This window comes from Marinobacter sediminicola, assembly GCF_031157525.1.
In the GTDB taxonomy this organism is placed as follows: Bacteria; Pseudomonadota; Gammaproteobacteria; order Pseudomonadales; family Oleiphilaceae; genus Marinobacter; species Marinobacter sediminicola.
In genome coordinates this window covers 51,870-69,118 of the sequence record NZ_JAVIXR010000009.1, presented here as the reverse complement: position 1 = coordinate 69,118, position 17,249 = coordinate 51,870, and the positions used below count along the sequence as shown (strand labels likewise).

The window sequence follows — 17,249 nt, the reverse complement described above, 5'->3', positions numbered from 1 at the left end:
ATTAATGGCTCATCAGCTGATCTATGCCTTCCGGCTTATCGTGCACGCCAAAACGGTCAACGATGGTGGCACTGGCCTGGTTCATACCAATCACTTCCACCTCTGCGCCGTCGCGGCGGAACTTGATAACCACCTTATCGAGCGCACCCACAGCGGTAATGTCCCAAAAATGCGCACGGCTAACATCTATGACCACTTTATCGACCACTTCACGGAAATCAAACGATGCAACAAACTTTTCCGAAGAACTGAAAAACACCTGGCCAGTTACCTTGTAGGTACGGGTGCCTGCTTCTTCATCAAGAGAGGACTTAACCTCCATAAAGTGACCAATTTTGTTGGCAAAAAACAGCGCCGCAAGCAGCACGCCGGCGAACACGCCCAAAGCCAAATTGTGGGTCACAACCACAACGCACACAGTGACCAGCATCACTATATTGGTAGAAACAGGGTGGGTTTTCAGGTTGCGAATGGAGTCCCAGGAGAACGTACCGATAGACACCATGATCATTACTGCCACCAGTGCAGCCATTGGGATCTGCACCAGTATGTCGTCCAGCACTACGATCATCACCATAAGGAACACGCCCGCTGTGAACGTGGAAAGCCGCCCGCGCCCCCCGGATTTTACGTTGATAACGGATTGCCCAATCATCGCGCAGCCAGCCATACCACCAAACAGGCCAGATCCGATGTTGGCGATGCCCTGCCCCCGACACTCGCGGTTACGATCACTTTCCGTATCCGTCAGATCGTCAACAATGGTGGCGGTCATCATGGATTCCAGCAAACCCACAACAGCCAGCGGAATGGAATACGGAAGGATGATCATCAAGGTTTCAAGAGTAAGGGGAACATCTGGCCAGAGAAAAATTGGCAGCGTGTCGGGCAATTCACCCATGTCGCCCACTGTGCGTACGTCGATATTGAACATCACTGCCACAATCGTCAGGGACACAATGCATACCAACGGCGAGGGCACGAGTTTCCCCAGCTTGGGCACATAGGGGAAAAGATAAATAATGCCCAGCCCGGCTGCGGTCATGGCGTATACATGCCAGGTTACGTTCGTGAGCTCCGGTAGCTGAGCCATAAAGATCAGGATAGCCAAGGCATTCACAAAACCAGTTACCACTGAACGGGACACAAACCTCATCAAGCCGCCCAGTTTCAGCCAGCCAGCCACTATTTGAATCACACCTGTGAGCAGCGTGGCGGCCATCAGGTACTCCAGACCGTGCTCCCTGACCAAGGTGACCATCAGCAGCGCCATGGCACCGGTTGCTGCCGAGATCATGCCCGGGCGACCGCCTACAAACGCAATGATCACGGCAATACAGAAGGAAGCGTAGAGCCCGACTTTAGGATCGACTCCGGCGATGATCGAGAAGGCAATCGCTTCCGGAATCAGCGCAAGGGCAACTACGATTCCGGCGAGCAAATCGCCCTTAATGTTGGAAAACCATTCGGCTTTCATTGTATTTACCATAGCTTTAGGTACCCGGAAATTTGCGCAGATTAATGACCAAGGGATTGCCGTTACATGAATTGCGAATTACGGCAAAATAAAGGGCGCGAATTCTACCAAAATACCGCTTCCGGCGTAAGGGCGCCTGTTCTCTCAGCCTTGCTGACTGCTATGATCACGGCAACACCCACCAAAAAATGAGCTACCTTCGTTCATGGATGACGTTGCATCCCAGTTTCTGGCTTCAAATGAGACCACGCTTAACCTTGCGGTGGCACTTCTTTTGGGGGCCATCATTGGCCTGGAGCGGGGTTGGGGCTCCCGCGAACAGAAACCCGGCGAACGCATAGCCGGCATTCGAACCTTTTCTCTTATCGGTCTTTTGGGCGGCATTTCTGCGGTTCTGGCAGAGGAAATCACCGTCTGGGCGTTTCCTGTGCTTCTTCTGAGCGTTGTAGCGATGGCCATTGTGGCCTACAGCGAGCGGCTTGATCACATTCGCAACTTCAGCATTACCGGCATGGTCAGCATGGTGCTGACCTTCTGCTTCGGTGCCATAGCCGTGGCCGTCGACCCGGTGATAGCGACGACCGCTGCTGTGATTACTGCCATTATTCTGGATAACAAGGACGAAATTCACGGCTGGGTGCACAAGCTGAAAGCCCACGAGCTGGATGCTGCACTCAAACTGCTGGTTATTTCAGTGGTTATGCTGCCACTGCTACCGAACGAGCCTATGGGGCCTGGTGGCGTGCTCAACCCCCGGGAAATCTGGTGGATGGTGGTGATGATTGCGTCCATCTCCTTCGTGGGTTATTTCGCCATGCGGATGGTCGGTACCAGCAAAGGGATTCTGTTTACCAGCCTGTTTGCCGGCTTGAGTTCATCCACCGCCCTGACCCTGCACTTTGCCCGCCAGGCCGGTAAACACCCTGCCCTGAATGCGCAATTTGCCACCGGCATTCTGATTGCCTGCGGCACCATGTTCCCGCGCATCCTTGTTTACTGCTTCGTCATCAATCGAGACTTGCTGCCGAGTCTGGTCTGGCCCGTGGCCGTTATGACACTGCTGCTTTACGTGCCCGCAATTTTCATCTGGCGCAGGAATTCCGAAACAGGCGAGGTCAGCCAGCCCACACTTAACCAAAACCCGCTCGATCTGAAATCCGCGGTGGTTTTTGGCATGCTGCTGACGGCTATTCTGCTACTTGGGGACTTTCTGAAAGACTGGCTGGGCGATACCGGTATTTATATGCTGGCTGCCACCTCCGGCGTTGCGGATGTTGATGCTATCACCCTGTCCCTCACCCGCATGTCCAACAATGGCTTGGCGATGGATGCTGCGGTGCTCGGTATCGTGATTGCTGCGGCCACCAACAATCTGGTCAAATCCGGTATGGCATGGGTGATCGGTAACCGACAGATAGGGCTCTACGTGGCGGGTCCCATGCTGCTCTCGCTGGGCGCGGGACTTTTGGTAGCCTGGTTGCAGTAACCGTACCACCGCCAGTCCACTTTCCAGAAGAAATCGAACGGCTGGATGAAAGCCTGTTCATGAATATCCTCTAAAAAACACGTATATTCTGTGGTCTGATCCATTATCCCCTAAGGACGTTTTAATGCTGTTTGCGATGATCATTGGTGGTTTGATTGGTTACAGCTTTGGCAAGTTTCCCGGATTTTTAGTGGGCGCTGCTCTGGGCGCTTTTCTGCTTAACCGCGCTAAAAGCCGCCTGATTGGCAAACTTCAAGGTATTCAATCCGGTTTTATTGAATCTGTGTTTGCCGTTATGGGTGCTCTATGCAAGGCCGATGGCATTGTCTCGAAAGACGAAATTCAGATGGCCGAAGCCATGTTTGTGCGCTTTCGTCTGAACGAAGCCCAGAGAGAAACCGCAAAAGCCGCGTTCAGTCGGGGTAAGGCCGCAGATTTTGATCTGGATGCGGAGCTGAACCACTTTTTGAGCATCAGTGGGCGGCAACCGGCTTTTCTGCAAATGTTTCTCCAGGTACAGGTTTCGGCAGTAGCCGCAGATGGCGTAGTGCATCCGGCAGAGCACGAAATGTTGGTTCGTATAGCCCGCGGACTCGGCCTGCCTGAGAGCCAGGTAGACCAACTGGAAGCCATGCTGCGCGGCGCACACGCGGGTCAGGCCGGCGGCCAACGCTCTACGGCCCAGCAAACCGATGATGCCTACAGGGTTCTGGGTGTAACCCCATCAATTAGTGATGCAGAACTGAAAAAGGTGTACCGCAAACTAATGAGCGAGAACCACCCAGACAAGCTTGCAGGAAGGGGTCTTCCAGAGAGCATGCGCGAAATGGCAGAAGAGCGCACACAGGAAATTGCCAACGCCTACGATGTTATCAAGCAGTCCCGGGAAAATTCCTGACCGCTCACCACGTTCATACAGTCCCGTCGAATCTGGCGGGCTTGTAAACTCATACCTGAAATGACATGTCCTCAGGTTTTACCTTCGAGTAAAGTATGGCTCCCGAACAGCAGCACGCAGCGAGCTGCCAGACATTAAGACGGAGATGCCTCGGATGCCAGCTTCTGACTCCCCTCAGACCGCCAATACATTTACCAACGATGCCCTCGGGAACAGTGATGCGACTGCCCTGGCAGAGCGAATCCGCCGCCGGGAGGTATCGGTAACTGAAGTAACCCAGGCCGCCATCGATAGATTGCACAAGGCTGAACCACTGGTTCACGGCGTTGTTGCAGAACGCTATCAACAGATGCTGGAAGCCGCTGCCAAACTGGATAGGCAACCTGATCTGGCAAATGCACCGTTTTTTACCGGTGTACCCACCTTTATCAAAGACAACACCAATGTAGCGGGACTACCAACTCGTCAGGGCTCAGCCGCGGTGCCTGCTGGATACCTCGTAAAGCACACGAGCCCCTTCGCGGAACAGATGTTGGCCCAAGGCTATCTCTGCATGGGAAAAACCACCATGCCAGAGTTCGGATTTAACGCTTCAACAGAGCCGGTTCATGATGCCCCCACTCGAAACCCCTGGAATCTGGCTTATTCCAGCGGAGCCTCGTCAGGTGGCGCGGCAGCACTCGTGGCAAGCGGTGCCGTTCCCATTGCCCACGCCAACGACGGCGGCGGTTCCATTCGAATTCCTGCGGCCGTTTGTGGCCTCATTGGACTCAAGCCGTCCCGCGGGCGTGTGATCGAAAACGATGCCTCAAAATCGCTTCCCATTGATATTCTCAGTGATGGTGTAGTCACGCGCACCGTTCGGGATACGGCCAACTTCATCTATGAAGCGGAGCGCTATTACCGCAACCCGAAATTGCCAGTCATTGGCAAAGTAGAAGGCCCATCTGGCAAGCCAATGCGGATTGGCTTCGTTATAAACTCCATTAACGGTCACAAAACCGACGACACAACACGGCAGGTTGTTGAAGCCACTGCGCGAAGACTGGAAGCCCAGGGCCACCATGTTGAGCCGGTGGACACGCCTGTAAACTCGAGCTTTCCAGATGACTTTGCGATGTACTGGGGGCTGCTGGCCTTTGGCATGAAGCTCAACGGGCGCAAAATAACGCACCTGGGTTTTGACAAACGGCAGGTAGACGGTTTGACTCAGGGCCTGGACAAAATGTTCAAGCGAGGCTTCTGGAAGATGCCGGCAGTGCTGTGGCGGTTACGCCGCGCCAGGTTCGAGTTTGCGGAGGCCATGTCTACCTACGATGCGGTGCTGACACCGGTTCTGGGACACACTACTCCAAAACTGGGCCACCTGAGCTCAAAAGTGCCTTTTGACATACTGTTTGAACGCCTGACTCAATATGCCAACTTCTCCCCACTGGCAAACGTTACCGGCACGCCGGCCATATCAGTCCCCATGGCAATGACATCAGAGAATCTGCCGGTTTCGATACAGCTTATGAGTAAATTCGGGGATGAGCGCACGCTGTTGGAGCTTGCATTCGCCCTGGAGTCCGAGTTCTCACCCTGGACTTTTCCGGTGCACACTGCGGAATACAGTCACGCCTGAGTATTGATGGCTAGCGTCGCGTCCTCGCTGGGCGCGGCCCAGGCCACAACACAATTACGGCCATTGGCCTTGGCCTGATACAGAGCTTCATCCGCCCTGCTGAAAAGCGTTTCTGTGGCATCTGCACTGGCTGGTAGCTCAGTACACACTCCCACACTGACGGTGAGATGGAGTGTTTGGCCGGATAGCTGAAATGCCATAGCTGCTACCGCTTTTCGGATGCGCTCGGCAACATCGAGAGCGCCTTTGTGTGGTGTGTTTGGCAGTAGCACAACAAATTCCTCACCACCATAACGGGCGGCCAAATCCTGTGGCCGGGTAACCAACTCGCGTACACACTGGGCAACCATCTGCAGGCAATCATCACCTACCAGATGGCCGTGGTTATCGTTGAATTGCTTGAAGTGATCAATATCCAGCACCAACAGCGAGAGGGGTTCCTGGTAACGATAGGCATGCACAACCGCAGATTGAAACACCCGATCAAAGTGACCACGGTTTCTGAGCTCAGTCAGCGCATCCGTAGAACTTAACTCAAGCAGCTGCTCGTTCAGGCGTTCAAGATCGCGCGTACGCTCCCGCACTCTTTCTTCAAGTAACACGTTCGCTTCACGCTGAATATCCAGAGTTTTAGCTTGGGCGAGCCTGGCTTTACGCTCCTCAAGCAAAGCACCCTGCTGGGCTTCGAAAACCCGTTTCTTGTCTTTGTTGAGGCGGTCTGCCAAAGCGATTGACAGTAAAATCACCCCAAGAGCTGAGCCAACCTGTGTGGCATTCTCGGTCAGTAAGTTACGCGGCAACATGGTGAACTTGTTCATTGCCAGCACAATGCCACCGAACAACAAGAACACCCAGGCGAAGGTATAGTAACGTGCGGCCGGATCGTTCTTGACCCAGCGAACAATACTCAGCAACAACAGAGTGGTGCAACCGACAACGGCCACGATGATTGTCGGCAAAATCATATGCTGATATGACACAAATAAACCGGCCACTGCCATCACCCCCGCTGCTATAGCAATGCCAAGCGTCCACCGATTCAGCCGTGGGTGGTTTTCCCGACTGACGCTTATAAACTCCAGCGTGAAAAATGCCCCAAAAAGTACCAACAAGCTGAGAAATACAATAATTGCCTGGTCGTTCCACCAGGTCGCCTCCGGCCACAAGTACTGGAATGCCACACCGTGGAGGCTGGAAAGAAAGAGCGGCATAGACGCCAGGAACGCCACATAATATAGAAAGCTCTTCTCGCCAACAGCGAGGAATACAAACACATGGTAGAGAATCATCACGAGCACAATGCCGTAGTACAGTCCTTCAAACATACTTCTGGACTGTTCTACCGAGTAAAAGGCATCCTGATTCCAAAGCGTTAGCGGAAGCTGCATGGAGCTGGTGGTTTTTACCCGTAGGTAAACCTCCGCTTTCTCAAAGGGTGCAAGTGTAATGGGCAGAACGAAATTGCGGTGCAGGATGGGGCGATCGTAAAACGGTTGTTTGTCGCCCAATACCAGGGCCGTCTGGCTCCCATCGCCCGGGCTGATATACACCTCGATGTGGTCGAGAACCGGATAGCCAATTTCAAGAAAAGTGTTAGCTTCACTGCTGGTGGCGTTTTCAAGGGCCACGCGAAACCAGTAGATCTGTTTGCCATATCCCAGATTAACGCTGTCGCTGCCATTACGCGTCCAGGCGTCCTCGCTTAAGCGGACAACGTGACCAATGTCGGTAGCGTCTTCTGGTTCTTGCCAATAATCAACGAAACGAGACAGCTCCACCCGCTTGGAATATTCACTCCATATAGCGGCCTGCTCCGCAGAAAAAGCCGTCACGGACGTCAAAAACATGAGTAGCAGGCAAAATAATCTGAAGTCTCGTTTCAAAGCTGGCTCCAATCCTACGCTGGCTTGTGCGTCGCTAAACGCTACTGAAGTAGTATGGTCGCAGAATCGGGCATTTACCTGCATTTACTACCAAATGGAGCAAATCAACAAAAATGGATACAAATCCCTACAGCTTTGCACAACTTTGCGATCAAATCGTGCCGGGCACCCTATTCTGAAGTCCGAAAACGTTGGATTTTTCGGCGCAAGGCCTCCCCTACCCGATCACCCAGCACCAGCATCGCCGGAGTCAGCAGCAACGTCAGAATGGTAGCAAATGCCAGGCCTCCGGCAATGGCACTGGAAAGCTGCGCCCACCACTGCGTTGACGGTGCCCCCAGCCCGAGCGACGGCGTCAGCAGATCAACGTTGACGCTCAGAACCATGGGCATCAACCCGAGTACAGTCGTAACAGCGGTGAGGAGTACCGGGCGTAAACGCAGGCAACTGGTTTCCAATGCCGCTTCGTACGCGGCCATTCCGTCTTTCTTCATCTGATTGTAGGTGTCGATCAGAATGATGTTGTTGTTCACCACAATGCCCGCGAGCGCGATAATACCCATGCCCACCATTACGATGCCAAAGGACTGGCCGTTCAGCAGCAAGCCCAGAAGCACCCCCGCGGTAGAAAGGACAATCGCAGAAAGAATCAGGAAACTCTGATACAGCGAGTTGAACTGGGTAACCAGAATAAGCAGCATCATGGCAATCGCAATCAAAAATGCACTTACAAGAAAGTTAGATGCCTGCTGTTGGTCTTCGTTTTCACCGGCAAACTTGACCGATACGCCATCTGGCGTTTCAGGAAGTTTGGCTTGCAAGGCTTTCAACAAGCTGTCTACTTGCTCTCCTGGCCCAATATCCGACTTGATGGTGACCGTACGCTGGCCATCTACTCGGGCAATGCTGCCGGTCTTGTTTCCGGGTTGCAGATCAAGAAACTGCGAAAGAGGCACCTGCCCCCGCGCTGTGTTGATGGTCTGGCGCTGCAAGTGATCCAGTTCGCGCCAGTTGCTGGGAACCCGCACAACAATATCTACCTCGTCGCGCACATCTTCGGGTCTATAAGTAGCCAGAACCAAACCATTGGTAACCAGGCGCACAGCACTTCCAATACTCAACACATCGGTTCCAAAACGGGCAGCGGCTTCACGATCCACCTCAAGACGCCATTCAATGCCAGGTAGGCTGCGGTCATCTTCAATGTCTACAAACCCGCCTATAGCGCGCATCTGATTCTCAATCTGATCCACATACCCATTGAGTTTGCTGCTATCGCGGCTACTGATCAAAAGCTCTATCGGCTTGCCGCCAGCCGGGCCATTTTCCTGCTTGCGAAATTCCAGTTCGATACCTGGGATATCCTCGGTGCGGGCGAGGAAATCATCCAGAATGGCGCTGGCGGGGCGGCGGGTGAACCAGTCCGTAAACTGAAACTGAAGCACCCCGATCACATCCGGTGCCATCTGAGTGCTGGCGTTCAGCATTGATCGCGCATACACCGCTTTTACTTCCGGCATGCCCTGCAACCGGCCTTCAACCTGTCGCACTATGGCATCCCTTTCCAGAACAGACAGGTCACCCCGGGCACGAACCTGGACCTGAGCCGAATCCGGCTCCACGCTGGGGAAAAACTCAATGCCGTAATTGAACTTGCCATAGGCGATATAGATCACCACAACCACGCCCAGCACACCTAACAAAGTGAAGCCGGGATGAGACAGGAGTTTGGAAAGCAATGTGCGGTAGCCATGCATCATTCGACCGCTTTCACTGACCGTGCGGGCGCGACGGCCACCACTCACGCCACCCAAAACCGGCAAAAACACCAGCGCCATGGCGAGAGATGCAATCAGGCAGATAATCACGGTAATAGGCAGGAATTTCATGAACTCGCCTACTACCCCAGGCCAAAACAGGAGCGGGACAAACACCGCCAGCGTTGTTGCCGTCGAAGCAATAATTGGCCAGGCCATGCGGCTTGCCGCCTCTGCCCAAGCGCTTTTTACAGTGTGTCCTTCAGACAGGTTTCGGTCTGCCAGCTCAGATACTACGATCGCCCCGTCCACCAGCATGCCCGCGACCAGAATAAGACTGAACAGCACCACGATATTGAGGGTGAGACCCATGGACCAGATAACCAGGATGCCTGTCAGGAAGGCACCAGGAATGGTCAGCCCTACCAACAAGGCTGAACGCGGCCCCATGGCAGCAATGATCACAATAATAACCAGCACAATGGCCGTCAGTACGTTGTTGAGCAGATCGCTCAGCAGGTCGCGCACCTCATCAGACTGATCCATGATGTAGCGCACTTCCAGGGCTTCCGGCAGGAGCGGTTGTGCCCGGGCAATCAGATCACGTACCTGAGCCACGGTTTCAATAATATTAGCGCCACTGCGCTTGGATACTTCCAGCACAAGTGCCGGCTCCCCATTGATGCGCGCAAACCCGGTCGGGTCTTTGAAGGTGCGCTGTAACATAGCGACGTCTCCAAAAGTCACCACCGTATCGCCATCAACCTTGAGGGGCATGGACATAACATCTTCAATATTCTCGATAACACCCGGCACTTTCAGGGTCATACGACCATTGCCGGTATCCAGCGACCCTGCCGCTACCAACTGGTTGTTTCGAGTGACCAAGCTGCCAAGCTGGTCGAAATCTACGCCGTAGCCCTCCAGCACCTGGGGGTCCACTACAATTTCAAGCAAATCTTCCCGGTCGCCGCCAATATCAACTTCCAGCACCTCGGGAATTGCCTCGATGGCATCCTGCAGCCCACGGGCAACCGTAATCAGCTCTCGCTCAGACAGCGGCCCCGACAGGCCAATGGAAAGCACAGGGAACAGAGACACGTTGATTTCATTTACGCTTGGCTCGTCGGCCTCCCGGGGGAGCTTGCTACGGGCAGTATCCACGGCCTCGCGAACGTCCTGCAGGGCTGTGTCCGGGTCGAACCCGGCATCGAATTCCAGCATTACCGAAGCGTGCCCTTCAGAGGCGGTACCGCGCATTTCCTTTACGCCTTCCAAAGAGCGTAGTTCCTGCTCCATAGGGCGAACCAGCAGTCGTTCTGCGTCTTCCGGGCTTATACCCTCCAGGGCCATGGAAACGTAAATCATGGGAATGGTAACGTCGGGATTGGCCTCCCGGGGAATAATCTGGAACGCCGCAATGCCGCCAAGTGTCAGGAATAAAAGCGTAAGCAGAGTGGTGCGGCTGCGATCTATGGCCGCAAAAATAAGTGCGCGCATACGGCTCAGCCCCGCTCTTCGGAAGCGTCTACAGGCTCGACTTGCTCGCCCTCATTAACAAAACCCGCACCACGGGTAATCAGGCGAGTCTCATCCGGCAAGCCCGTAACCCAGGCGCCGTCAGTGGACACACTGAGCAATTTCACCGTACGAAAAACGACCCTGTTTTGGTCATCAACGTACTTCACCCCCGGGCGCCCATCATCCCCAAGGGTGAGGTAAGCCGGGGAAATAAACGTGGCCTGGACCTCCTCCAATGCAACACGAAGGTTGGCGCTACCGCCAGCTATACGTTTTTGATCGGGATTTTCCACAGCGATCTCTATGGCAAAGCTTCGTGTCTCAGGGTTTGCAGCACTCGCGACAAATGTAACTACACCATCCAGAGTTTCTCCATCCAAAGGGCGCACCCTTACCTTCTGGCCCGGCGCCACCTGAGCAACGGATTGCTGGGGTATCTGTCCCTTGGCTTTGAGCCTGTCGATTCGAACCAATTCATACAAGGGCGAACTAACCTGGACCAGGCTGCCGGTCTCAACTTCCTTGCGGTTTACCACTCCATCAAACGGTGCTCTGGGTCTTAGATGGGCAACCGCAAGCTTTGCACCCTCCAACTCCGCTCGGGCAGCCGCAAGGTCACTTTCCACACCAAGGGTTTCAGACTGCGATGCAAGATTTTTGGAACCCAGTCTTCGTACTGCAGCCAGATCACCTTCCAGTTTTTTAACCCGTGCCTGCCAACGTTGCACTCCCGCACCCCGGCCATCTTCGGATAAGGTTAAAAGTACGTCTCCGGTCTTTACCGAGTCGCCAAGCTCCGCCGCAATCGTTTCAACTGTGCCGGTGACCCGCGCACTCACCATTACGGAACTCCAGGGTTCCAATTGACCCTGAAGCAAAAGCCCTGGCTCATACAACTGAGCATTGAGTGTTGTAACCTGAACTCGCGTGCGCTCTTGTTGTGCAGCTTCGGGCTCTAGGGGGGCTTCGGTACTTGCGACTTTCACCTCGCCTGTCGCCATCCAGATAATCAGGGCAATTACAACGATCACAGACAGTCCCAGCGAACTCCATTTTACTTTGCTCATTAAATACCTACATAGCCTGCTTTTGGTGAACCATGGCCCGAAAACGACGCTAACGAGAAAATAAAAGGTCGAAACGGTTGCAACCTGATCAAATCGTGGGGTAGATTCTACACAGATTCCTTTTGCTAATTCAGGCCAGAATGTCGTTTTTATGAACATCAACTCAGTAATTATTCTCGCAATGCTCGTCCTGGTGGTAGTGATACCTTCCGGGGGATTTTGCGTGGATAAGCGGGTGAAATAGCGACAAACCTGACAAAAACACCAGAAACCCCCGGCACCGCAAGGTCCCGGGGGTTTCTTTTTTACGGAAGAAAAAACAGGAAATATAACGATGAACGGCGCACAGCATATTCTTCAAGCGTTCCACCACCACAACATCGAAACCGTTTTTGGTTACCCCGGTGGCTGCATCATGCCGCTATACGATGCACTGGTGGATGATGTGAGCGTTGAGCATGTGCTTTGCCGCCATGAACAAGGCTGCGCTTTGGCTGCCGACGGCTATGCTCGGGCCAGCGGGAAGCTGGGGGTGTGCATTGCCACATCCGGCCCCGGTGCTACCAACCTGATAACCGGCGTTGCCAACGCATACCAGGATTCAATCCCCATGTTGGTTATCACCGGCCAGGTTCCCTCGGCGCTGATCGGAACCGATGCCTTTCAGGAAACCGATGTGTTGGGAATGACCCTTGGCATCGTCAAGCACAGCTACCTGATTGAAACTGCAGACGAGTTGCCCGGCATTCTTGAAGAAGCCATAGAGTTGGCGCAAAACGGACGACCCGGGCCGGTGTGGATTGATATTCCGAAAGATGTATTGCTGACGGAGACAACGGCTGCGCCCACCAGAGCAACTGCGCAGCCACAAGCAACCAGCCCTGATCTCAGCAGCGCAATCGCTCTGTTGCGCGATGCTCGCAAACCACTGCTATACAGTGGCGGTGGCATCAGCCTGGCCCATGCAGAAGACCGCTTCCGGGAATTTACCAAGTGCTCAGAGTTGCCAGCCGTAGTAACGCTGAAGGGAATTGGAAACGCCGGCAAACACAGCGCTTACAATCTGGGCATGCTGGGGATGCATGGTTCTCGCGCTGCCAACCGGGCCGTGGATGAATGTGATCTGCTTCTGGTTATCGGCGCCCGCCTGGACGACCGCGCCACCGGCAAACTGGACGGATTCGCCCCGAATGCCCGCACGATTCACATTGACGCCGATGCGGCGGAATTCAACAAACTCCGCAATGTGGATATCGCGGTTCGTGGCGACCTGAACAGCATTCTGAACGAGCTAACCAAAAGCCTCACAGACGCACCCTTAGCGATCAGCGACTGGCGTAAACAGTGCCAGACCTGGCGCACCACGGGTGGGTTTCAGGCGGCGGACAACGAAGAACCATTGGCACCCATTACCGGCCCGGCCTTCATCAGCCAGCTTTCCCGCACGGCACCGGACGACACGGTCATTGCCTGTGACGTTGGCCAGCACCAGATGTGGGTTGCCCAGCACTATCAGTTTGACCGCCCCCGACATCACCTGACCAGCGGTGGCCTTGGCACTATGGGCTTTGGTTTGCCCGCAGCGATTGGCGCTCAATTTGCGAACCGCAACAGCACCGTCATCAATGTAACCGGCGATGGTTCCTTCATGATGAACGCTCAGGAGTTGGCCACCATTCGCCGGTACGATCTGCCCGTTAAGTTGATCATTATGGATAACCAGTGTCTGGGCATGGTTCGCCAACAACAGGAGCTGTTCTATAACAACCGGGAAAGCCATATCAACCTGGACGACAACCCGGATTTTGTGGCCATGGCTCGAGCCTTCGACATCCCTGCCCTGAAGATTGATCGCACCGATCAGGTTCGACGCGGCATCGAAACCATTTTGGCCTATAGCGGCCCCATGCTGCTGCACGTAGCCATTGCCCGGGAAGAAAACGTTTGGCCGATCGTAAAGCCAGGTGGAAGCAACAAGGAAATGATTGATGAAACCCGCCGCACCGCAGCGGACAAAAAGGAGAAAATCGCATGACCACTGAGAGCAGCTGTACAACGCCCAGCTACAACATTACTTGCAGGATGAGCCACGAAGCGGCTGCGCTCGAGCGCCTGTGCCAGGTGGTTCGCGTTCGTGGTTTCAGGATTGCACAAATGGCAGTAGATTCAGCAGACGGAGCGCTGAACATCGCCCTGACAATTCAGGGCACACGCCCAGTTGCCATGCTTCAGTCTCAGCTGGAAAAGCTGCATACGGTAGCGGAGGTAAAGCTTGCTGCGCCGGTGGTGGCGGCCGCCAGTCGTATCGCCTGACATAGAAAGCCGGTGTAGCGCCACACTTGCGCTACACCGGCTTTCTATCAGAGAAGCTCTACAGCAACGGCCGTGGCTTCACCACCGCCGATGCACAGAGACGCCACTCCACGCTTCAACCCTTTCTGTTTCAGGGCGTTGATGAGCGTAATTATAATACGTGAACCTGATGAGCCAATGGGGTGCCCAAGTGCACAAGCGCCCCCGTACACGTTCACCTTCTCAGCATCGAGTCCCAACTCATTAATCGCCAGCAAAGAAACCACTGCAAAGGCTTCGTTGATCTCGTAGAGATCCACATCGTCTTTGCTCCAGCCGGCCTTTTTCAAAACCTTTTCAACCGCACCGATGGGTGCAAGCGTGAACTCCGCTGGTAACTGGGCGTGAGTCGCGTGGGCAACAATCCTGGCCTGAGCAGTCAAACCACGGGCTTTTGCTTCTTCCGCGGACGCCAGTACCAGAGCCGATGCACCATCACTGATGGAACTGGCGTTGGCAGCCGTGACTGTGCCGTCTTTTTTAAAGGCCGGTTTCAGTGTGGGGATTTTCTCGGGGCGAGCATTTCCAGGCTGTTCATCAACGCTCACTTGGGTATCGCCACCACGGCCGGATACGGTAACCGCGCAGATTTCCGGTTCGAACCAGCCATTGCTGATGGCCGCGTTGGCGCGCTCCAGAGACCGAATGGCAAAGTCGTCCATCTGCTCGCGGGTGATCTTGTAATCGTCTGCGCTCTTTTGTGCGAACACACCCATCAGGCCGCCTTCGTAGGCATCTTCAAGGCCGTCGAGGAACATGCTGTCCATCACCTGTCCGTGGCCCATCCGCATACCGCCGCGCGCTTTCGGTAACAGGTATGGCGCCTGGCTCATATTCTCCATGCCGCCAGCAACCATAATATTGTTGGTGCCTGCTTTAATCTGATCATGAGCCATGATCACGGCTTGCATACCGGAGCCGCACATCTTGTTCACAGTAGTGCAACCGGAGCTGTCTGGAATACCTGCACCACGGGAAGCCTGGCGAGCTGGCGCCTGCCCCAAACCGGCAGGCAATACGCAACCCATGACCACTTCCTGAACATCCACAGGCTTCAGCCCACTGCGCTCAATGGCTGCTTTGATGGCAGTAGCCCCCAACTCCGGAGAGCGTACAGAGCTCAGCGAGCCCATCATGCCGCCCATAGGTGTTCGGGCAGACCCGGCAATCACAACGCTGTTATCGCTCATATTCAAACCTCACTGATTTCAGCCTCTACCCAGAACGGAGCGGGCAATGATTTCTTTCATGACTTCTGAAGTACCGCCGTAAATACGCTGTACCCGGGCATCCATGAATGCGCGGGAAATCGGATATTCCGTGGTATAGCCATAACCGCCGAACAGCTGCAAACAGCCATCCGCCACACGGCATTGCATTTCCGTGGCGCTGTACTTGGCCATGGAAGCTGTAGCAGCATCCAACTCACCCGCTTCGTATTGGCTGATGCACTGGCTCACGAATGCCTTGTTAACCTGATAATCGGTTTCCATGCGGGCTATTTCAAAACGGGTGTTCTGTAGTTGCGCCAGTTTCTGGCCGAACAGCTCTCGCTCCTGGGAGTAGGCAATGGTCAAATCCAAAGCGCCTCTGGCTGCTGCTACGCCCAGCGCGCCGATAACCAGGCGCTCCCGTGGCAGCTCCTGCATCAGGTAGGCAAAACCTTTGCCCTCCTGCCCTACCAGTGCGGTGGCAGGAACGCGCATATCTGAAAAGAACAGTTCGGAGGTGTCGCCACTGTGCTGGCCGATCTTGCCGATGTTACGGCCTTTGCTGTATCCCGGCAGGCTGGTGTCTACCAGAAACAGGCTGATGCCTTTGGCGCCGGCAGCCGGGTCAGTCTTCGCCGCAACAATCACCATGTCCGCATGCTGGCCATTGGTGATGAAGGTTTTCGAACCATTGAGGATATAGTCGTCGCCGTCTCGCACCGCGCTTGTGCGCATGGCCTGCAGATCACTGCCGGCACCCGGCTCGGTCATGGCAATGGCGCCAACCACTTCGCCCGACACCATTTTGGGCAGCCACTGCTGCTTTTGCGCTTCGCTGCCCAAATGGCTGATGTAGGGGGCGACGATATCCGAATGCACCATTACATTGGTGGAGAGCGCACCAAACCCCATGCGGGCCAGCTCTTCGCCCACCACCACGGAGTATTGGAAAGGCGCCCCGCAGCCGCCGCAATCTTCAGGAATATCCACACACAACATGCCGGCATTGCCGAGGGTATTCCAGAGTTCACGGGGCACAAGGCCGGATTTCTCCCAGGCCTCGTAATGGGGCGCAACTTCTGTTTCCAGAGCCTTGATGACAGACGCTCTGAACAGATCGAGCTCTTCCTGATCCACTGAGTTGGTCATTGCGCTCTCCTGTATTTAATCGGATTTATCTGGGTGCCATGCGCAGTGCGCTGTCCAGCCGGATGGTTTCGCCATTCAGAATAGGATTACGCACCATCTGATCCACCATCATGCCGAACTCTTCGGGCTTACCCAGGCGCTGGGGAAACGGCAGAGTTGCCGCCAGGCTGTCCTGCACTTCTTGCGGCATGCCAGCCATCATGGGTGTCATGAACAAGCCTGGTGCAATGGTGTTCACACGAATGCCTTCGCGCGCCAGCTCACGGGCCGACTGTATGGTCAAGGCAACAACACCACCCTTGGAGGCGCTGTACGCAGCCTGTCCGATCTGCCCTTCATAAGCGGCGACCGATGCTGTGTTGATAATGACTCCGCGCTCACCGTCTGCGTTGGGTTCGCGCTGAGCCATATCGGCAGCCGCCAGCCTCAAAATATTGAAGGTGCCGATCAGGTTGATCTGAATAACCTTACTGAAGTTCTCCAGCGGCATAACACCGTCACGACCGAGGATTTTACCCGCCCAGCCAACACCCGCGCAGTTGACAGCAATGCCACACAGGCCGTGGGCTTCACGGGCTGTTGCCAACGCAGCTTCTGCACTTTCAGCTGAACTCACATCGCAGTGCACAAAGATTCCGCCAATGTCTGCAGCCACTTTCTCGCCCTGCTCTTTTTGCAGGTCGAAGACTGCTACTTTGCAGCCAGCAGCCGCCAATGCGCGGGCTGCGCCCTCGCCAAGTCCTGAGGCTCCACCTGTCACAATGGCCGGTACATTATTGAATTCCATCAACTTCTCCCTTCGTTTCGGGGTTTTAATCGGCAGC

The 17,249-nt window shown here is 54.8% G+C and carries 12 protein-coding genes; 5 read left to right on the top strand and 7 right to left on the bottom strand.

Annotated elements, in window-relative coordinates:
* Position 1: 1 nt before the first annotated feature.
* A complete protein-coding gene (locus RG807_RS13035) occupies positions 2-1,489 on the bottom strand; it encodes a SulP family inorganic anion transporter (protein ID WP_309045268.1) in 1,488 nt (495 codons plus the stop codon).
* Positions 1,490-1,682: 193 nt separating this feature from the next.
* Here RG807_RS13035 and RG807_RS13030 point away from each other — a divergent pair, with 193 nt between their 5' ends.
* The 3 genes from RG807_RS13030 (at position 1,683) to RG807_RS13020 (ending at position 5,485) form a co-directional block, all read left to right on the top strand.
* A complete protein-coding gene (locus RG807_RS13030) occupies positions 1,683-2,963 on the top strand; it encodes an MgtC/SapB family protein (RefSeq protein ID WP_309045267.1) in 1,281 nt (426 codons plus the stop codon).
* A 124-nt stretch (positions 2,964-3,087) separates the two neighbouring features.
* Complete coding sequence (gene djlA, locus RG807_RS13025; RefSeq protein WP_309045266.1) at positions 3,088-3,861, top strand: co-chaperone DjlA; 774 nt, start codon at positions 3,088-3,090, stop codon at positions 3,859-3,861.
* A 154-nt stretch (positions 3,862-4,015) separates the two neighbouring features.
* Positions 4,016-5,485, top strand: coding sequence for an amidase (locus tag RG807_RS13020; protein WP_309045265.1), 1,470 nt, complete (start codon positions 4,016-4,018; stop codon positions 5,483-5,485).
* Here the strand turns inward: RG807_RS13020 and RG807_RS13015 are convergent.
* The 3 genes from RG807_RS13015 to RG807_RS13005 form a co-directional block, all read right to left on the bottom strand.
* Positions 5,476-7,368 (bottom strand): sensor domain-containing diguanylate cyclase, encoded by a 1,893-nt coding sequence (locus tag RG807_RS13015; RefSeq protein WP_309045264.1) that lies wholly within the window; start codon positions 7,366-7,368, stop codon positions 5,476-5,478. The genes RG807_RS13020 and RG807_RS13015 overlap by 10 nt on opposite strands.
* A gap of 170 nt (positions 7,369-7,538) precedes the next feature.
* A complete protein-coding gene (locus RG807_RS13010; protein ID WP_309045263.1) occupies positions 7,539-10,625 on the bottom strand; it encodes an efflux RND transporter permease subunit in 3,087 nt (1,028 codons plus the stop codon).
* Positions 10,626-10,630: 5 nt separating this feature from the next.
* Positions 10,631-11,713 (bottom strand): efflux RND transporter periplasmic adaptor subunit, encoded by a 1,083-nt coding sequence (locus RG807_RS13005; protein WP_309045262.1) that lies wholly within the window; start codon positions 11,711-11,713, stop codon positions 10,631-10,633.
* A gap of 334 nt (positions 11,714-12,047) precedes the next feature.
* Between RG807_RS13005 and ilvG the strand changes: the two genes are divergently transcribed.
* Both ilvG and RG807_RS12995 read left to right on the top strand, forming a co-directional pair.
* Complete coding sequence (ilvG, locus tag RG807_RS13000) at positions 12,048-13,748, top strand: acetolactate synthase 2 catalytic subunit (protein ID WP_309045261.1); 1,701 nt, start codon at positions 12,048-12,050, stop codon at positions 13,746-13,748.
* Positions 13,745-14,026, top strand: coding sequence for an ACT domain-containing protein (locus RG807_RS12995; RefSeq protein WP_309045260.1), 282 nt, complete (start codon positions 13,745-13,747; stop codon positions 14,024-14,026). The genes ilvG and RG807_RS12995 overlap by 4 nt, the downstream gene beginning before the upstream one ends.
* A 47-nt stretch (positions 14,027-14,073) precedes the next feature.
* Here the strand turns inward: RG807_RS12995 and RG807_RS12990 are convergent, their stop codons facing one another.
* The 3 genes from RG807_RS12990 to RG807_RS12980 are packed head-to-tail and all read right to left on the bottom strand — an operon-like array spanning position 14,074 to position 17,212.
* Complete coding sequence (locus RG807_RS12990; protein WP_309045259.1) at positions 14,074-15,255, bottom strand: thiolase family protein; 1,182 nt, start codon at positions 15,253-15,255, stop codon at positions 14,074-14,076.
* A gap of 18 nt (positions 15,256-15,273) precedes the next feature.
* A complete protein-coding gene (locus RG807_RS12985; RefSeq protein WP_309045258.1) occupies positions 15,274-16,425 on the bottom strand; it encodes an acyl-CoA dehydrogenase family protein in 1,152 nt (383 codons plus the stop codon).
* A gap of 25 nt (positions 16,426-16,450) precedes the next feature.
* Entirely contained in the window at positions 16,451-17,212 is a 762-nt protein-coding gene (locus RG807_RS12980) for an SDR family NAD(P)-dependent oxidoreductase (RefSeq protein WP_309045257.1), read from the bottom strand.
* Positions 17,213-17,249: the final 37 nt, after the last annotated feature.